Source organism: Wenyingzhuangia sp., from assembly GCF_039768515.1.
GTDB lineage: Bacteria > Bacteroidota > Bacteroidia > Flavobacteriales > Flavobacteriaceae > Wenyingzhuangia.
In genome coordinates, this window is record NZ_JBDNAI010000137.1 from 1 (window position 1) to 4,093 (window position 4,093).

Here is a 4,093-nt window from a genome sequence, read left to right on the forward strand (position 1 = left end):
CGAATTTAAAAACTCAAAATGTTTCTCTTTTTACGGATAAAAATTCCTTACCAACCGACACTTTAAAAAAAAGATTATCCCTTCTCAATGCAAAAACTCCTTTTCATTTAGAATACAATGTAGAGCTAGAGAGAGTAATCAAAAGCTATTTGAAATACAGGAGTAGGTATTACCCTGATATGATGGCAAGGGCAGAATATTATTTCCCTCTATTTGAAGATCAGCTAGCAAAATATGAAATTCCATTAGAAATTAAGTATTTAGCTATCGTAGAGTCTGCCTTAAAGCCTCGGGCAAAATCTGGAGTGGGAGCAACAGGTTTGTGGCAGTTTATGTATGCAACCGGTAAAATGTTTGGACTGAAGGTAAGTTCTTATGTAGATGAGAGACAAGATCCCATAAAATCTACTCAAGCGGCTTGTAGGTATTTAGAAAGGCTATATCATAGCTTTAACGACTGGGATTTAGCCCTAGCCGCCTATAATTCTGGACCAGGAAACGTGTCAAAAGCAATCAGAAGATCTGGAAACAGAACTAATTATTGGAACATAAGACCTTTTTTGCCCAAAGAAACCGCTGATTATTTGCCAGCGTTTTACGCTACTATGTATATTTTTGAATATGCTAAAGAACATGGCATCTATACAAAACCTCCCATGATACATAGGTTTGATGTAGATACAATTCAAGTAAAACAATTGCTTACTTTCCAACAAATCCAAGCCAAGTTAGGAACGGATATCGAAATGTTAGAATTTCTAAATCCATCATATAAATTAAACATCATTCCATATGTAAAGAACAGAAATTACACTTTGACATTGCCTTTGAAAGATGCACTCACTTTTGTCGAAAATGAAAAAGATATTTATTCTTACGCTACTTCACAGGTAAATGATCGAGAAAAACCCTTACCACAGTATTTTGAAATGAGTAAGCGTATTCGATACAGAGTGAAATCAGGAGATTATTTAGGCTCTATTGCTGAAAAACACGGTGTTTATGTTCGAGATCTTAAAAAATGGAATGGCTTATCGACTTCAAATTTACAGATAGGACAAAGATTAACTATCTATCCTAAGCGTTTGAATTATTCGGTAAAAAAATCTAAATCAGCAATATCTAAAGTGTCTATTAAAGGCAAGAAAGTTTATCATAAAATAAAGTATGGTGACAATTTGTGGGATATTTCTCAAAAGTATAAAGTGACAGTTAAGTCATTAAGGGCTTGGAATGGTCTTTGGAAGGGAAACAATTTAAAGTTAGGAAGTCGTTTGGTTATTTATAAAAACACACTATGATAAAAAATATATTTACAATATTAGCTACGATGCTAATCATTGCTTGTGGTAGTAATGAAGGAAAAAAGAAGAGTAATGACTATATGAAGCCAAGTTCTATCGGAAGGATAAACCATGTCATTATAGTGGTTGAGGATAATATTTGGAAAGGTCAAGCAGGGCATGAACTTAGAAAGATTATCAAAAAACCGCTCAAGGGTTTGCCTCAACCAGAGCCTCAGTTTGATATTTCTATAATACCCTCTGATGCATTTGCTAAAATGTTTAAGAACAGTAGAAATTTATTGTTTTTACAGTTGTCAGATCATGAAGTGTTCAAATCAGTTAGAAATAAATACGCTCAATCCCAAACTATTTTAGAGGTAAAAGCACCAACAGTTCAGCAATTGGTAGCTTTGATTGAAGAAAAATCAGAAGAGATTGTGAGTACCTTTACTCATGGAGATCTTACTTCTATCCAAGAGGATGTTCTTGAGAAGAAGTATTCAAAAAGAATTGAGGCTTTATCAAAAATTGGGATACAGATAAATATTCCTAATAAATACAAAATGGTTATGGATACATTGGGTTCATTTATGTGGATGCGTAGTCATATTGCTGGAGGGATTGCTGCTGGAGATCAAACCAATAATATTATTGTCTACGAGGCTCCTTTGTTTGACGAGACCGAAACAATATTAAGTCAGATGATAAGAAATAGAGACAGCATAGGAAAGATGTTTATCAGAGGGAATGATCCTGATAAGATGTTTATGATTACCGAAGCGGCTAGAATTCCCAGTATGAAAATGACCAAAATTGGTGGAAAAAAAGCATATGAAACTAGAGGGACTTGGGAGGTTTTTGGAGCTTTTAGTGCAGGACCTTTTTTAAATTATTCTATTGTTGATGAAAAAAACAAAAGGCTGATTGTGATTGAAGGTTTTAACTACGCTCCTTCTGTAAACAAAAGAGATTTTGTCTTTGAATTAGAAGCAATCTTAAAGACAGTAAAAATAAATTAAGCTTTGATGGAGAGAAATATTGTTTCTTTTTTCTGGTAGGGTTTGTTGCTTTTTATCATGAGGCTAGTGTTGTTTAAAACAACCTCAATAAGGTAATGGCTTCCTTTAAAATAGCTGTTTTTTACAATTGCTTTGATTTCTGACGTATCTACTGGGTGAATTTGTTCAGGATATAAAAGAGCGGTTCCTTTTTCATGGATATTAAAGTCTTTCTTTTGAATTTCGGTTACTTCATTAAAAAAAGAAGCCACGTATTTATTGCCAGGGCGGTTGTATATTTCTTCAGGAGTCCCATGTCTAACAATTTGTTGATCTCTGATCATGTACAATGTATCTGCAAAAGATAAAGCATCAGTACTGTCGTGAGTAGCAACTATACATGTAATTTTTTGTTTTTTTAAGTAGTCAAAAAGATTTCTTCTAAGATTGTTTTTTCTAAAATTATCAATGTGGCTAAAAGGTTCATCTAATAACAAAATCTTTGGCTCTTTCGCTAGAACACGAGCAATTGCAACTCTTTGTTTTTGACCACCACTTAAATTTTTCACTTTGATTTTAGCAAATGCTGTCATGTCAACAACTTCTAAAAGCTCTTGAATTCTATCATTTTTTTTATCCTTATAAATATTAGATAAGAATTCTCCAACATTTTCGGCAACTGTAGTAAATGGCATCAGGCTAAAATCTTGAGCCAAGTATTTCATGAAAGGGTGACCAGGAACTAAGTGATATTTGGGACCAAGTAGTTTCTTGTTCTCAAAAATAATTTCACCTTCTTCAATATCCATTAAGCCATAAATGAGTTCTAGTAGTGTGCTTTTTCCACAGCCACTTTCTCCCAATAGCGCAATATATTCCCCTTTTTTTACAGTAAAATTAATGTTTTTTAAAATCGTTTTTTTTGCGGTATAGGCATAAGAAACATTTTTAATTTCTAGCATGGATCATAAGTTAGCATCAAGCAAATATAAGATTTCTATTATGTATGTTGAGAAACAATTAGATTATACTTTGTTTGTGTAAATTCTTTTTTAAATTTGAAATACACAAGTGTTAAAATTATACATTATGAAAAAGCTATTTAAAATTTTTGTGATTGTTTTATTTTCTAATCAGGTTTTTTATGCCCAAGAGGGATTTGAAAGTGCTTTTGATGAGGAGAATAATTTGTCTGCAAATTTTGGTTTGACAACAGTTGGAGATCAAACTTTTGTTGGAATGAGAGTACAACCAGAGTTTTCTTTTGGTAAATTAGGATTGGGACTAGACATTCCTTTATTATATGATATTAGGAGTGGAGAACTGAGGACGGAAGAATTTAATAATGGGGTTGGAGTTTTGCGTATGGTTAGATATTTAAGCTATGGAAAGAAGAAAAAAGACCCTATCTATGTGAAATTAGGAGATATGACTGGAGAACAGTTAGGATATGGTGCCATTTTAGGAAATTATAGCAATGCAGTATCTTTTGAGCGAAGAAAAGTAGGTTTAAGTGCAGATATTACATTTAATAGTGTTGTTGGGATAGAAGCTTTATACAGTGATCTGAATTTTGACTCCACACAGAAATTGTTAGCGATAAGACCTTACTACAGGCCATTCGGTCAAACGAGAATTCCGATAATAAAAACAATTGAGCTTGGGGCGAGTTATATTACGGATAAAGATAATTATACAGAAGAAGGAGCTATTTCTACAACCGACTTCACAAGAGATGGTAATAGTGCTTTTGGTTTTGATATTGGTGCCATTTTAGTTCAAAATCTATTTTTAAGACTTACCGTAGAC

4 protein-coding genes are annotated in these 4,093 nt (G+C 33.1%); 3 read left to right on the forward strand and 1 reads right to left on the reverse strand.

What is annotated here, in order from left to right; all coding sequences use genetic code 11:
- Positions 1–1,301: transglycosylase SLT domain-containing protein (locus ABF281_RS08635; protein WP_347181275.1), on the forward strand; the 1,301-nt coding region annotated here is incomplete at its 5' end.
- Positions 1,298–2,305, forward strand: a complete 1,008-nt coding sequence (locus tag ABF281_RS08640; RefSeq protein ID WP_347181276.1) for a DUF4837 family protein — start codon at positions 1,298–1,300, stop codon at positions 2,303–2,305. The genes ABF281_RS08635 and ABF281_RS08640, both read left to right, overlap by 4 nt.
- Here the strand turns inward: ABF281_RS08640 and ABF281_RS08645 are convergent.
- A complete protein-coding gene (locus ABF281_RS08645) occupies positions 2,302–3,246 on the reverse strand; it encodes an ABC transporter ATP-binding protein (protein ID WP_347181277.1) in 945 nt (314 codons plus the stop codon). The genes ABF281_RS08640 and ABF281_RS08645 overlap by 4 nt on opposite strands.
- A 127-nt stretch (positions 3,247–3,373) precedes the next feature.
- On the opposite strand from ABF281_RS08645, the gene ABF281_RS08650 reads away from it, so the two are divergent.
- Positions 3,374–4,093: hypothetical protein (locus tag ABF281_RS08650; RefSeq protein WP_347181278.1), on the forward strand; the 720-nt coding region annotated here is incomplete at its 3' end.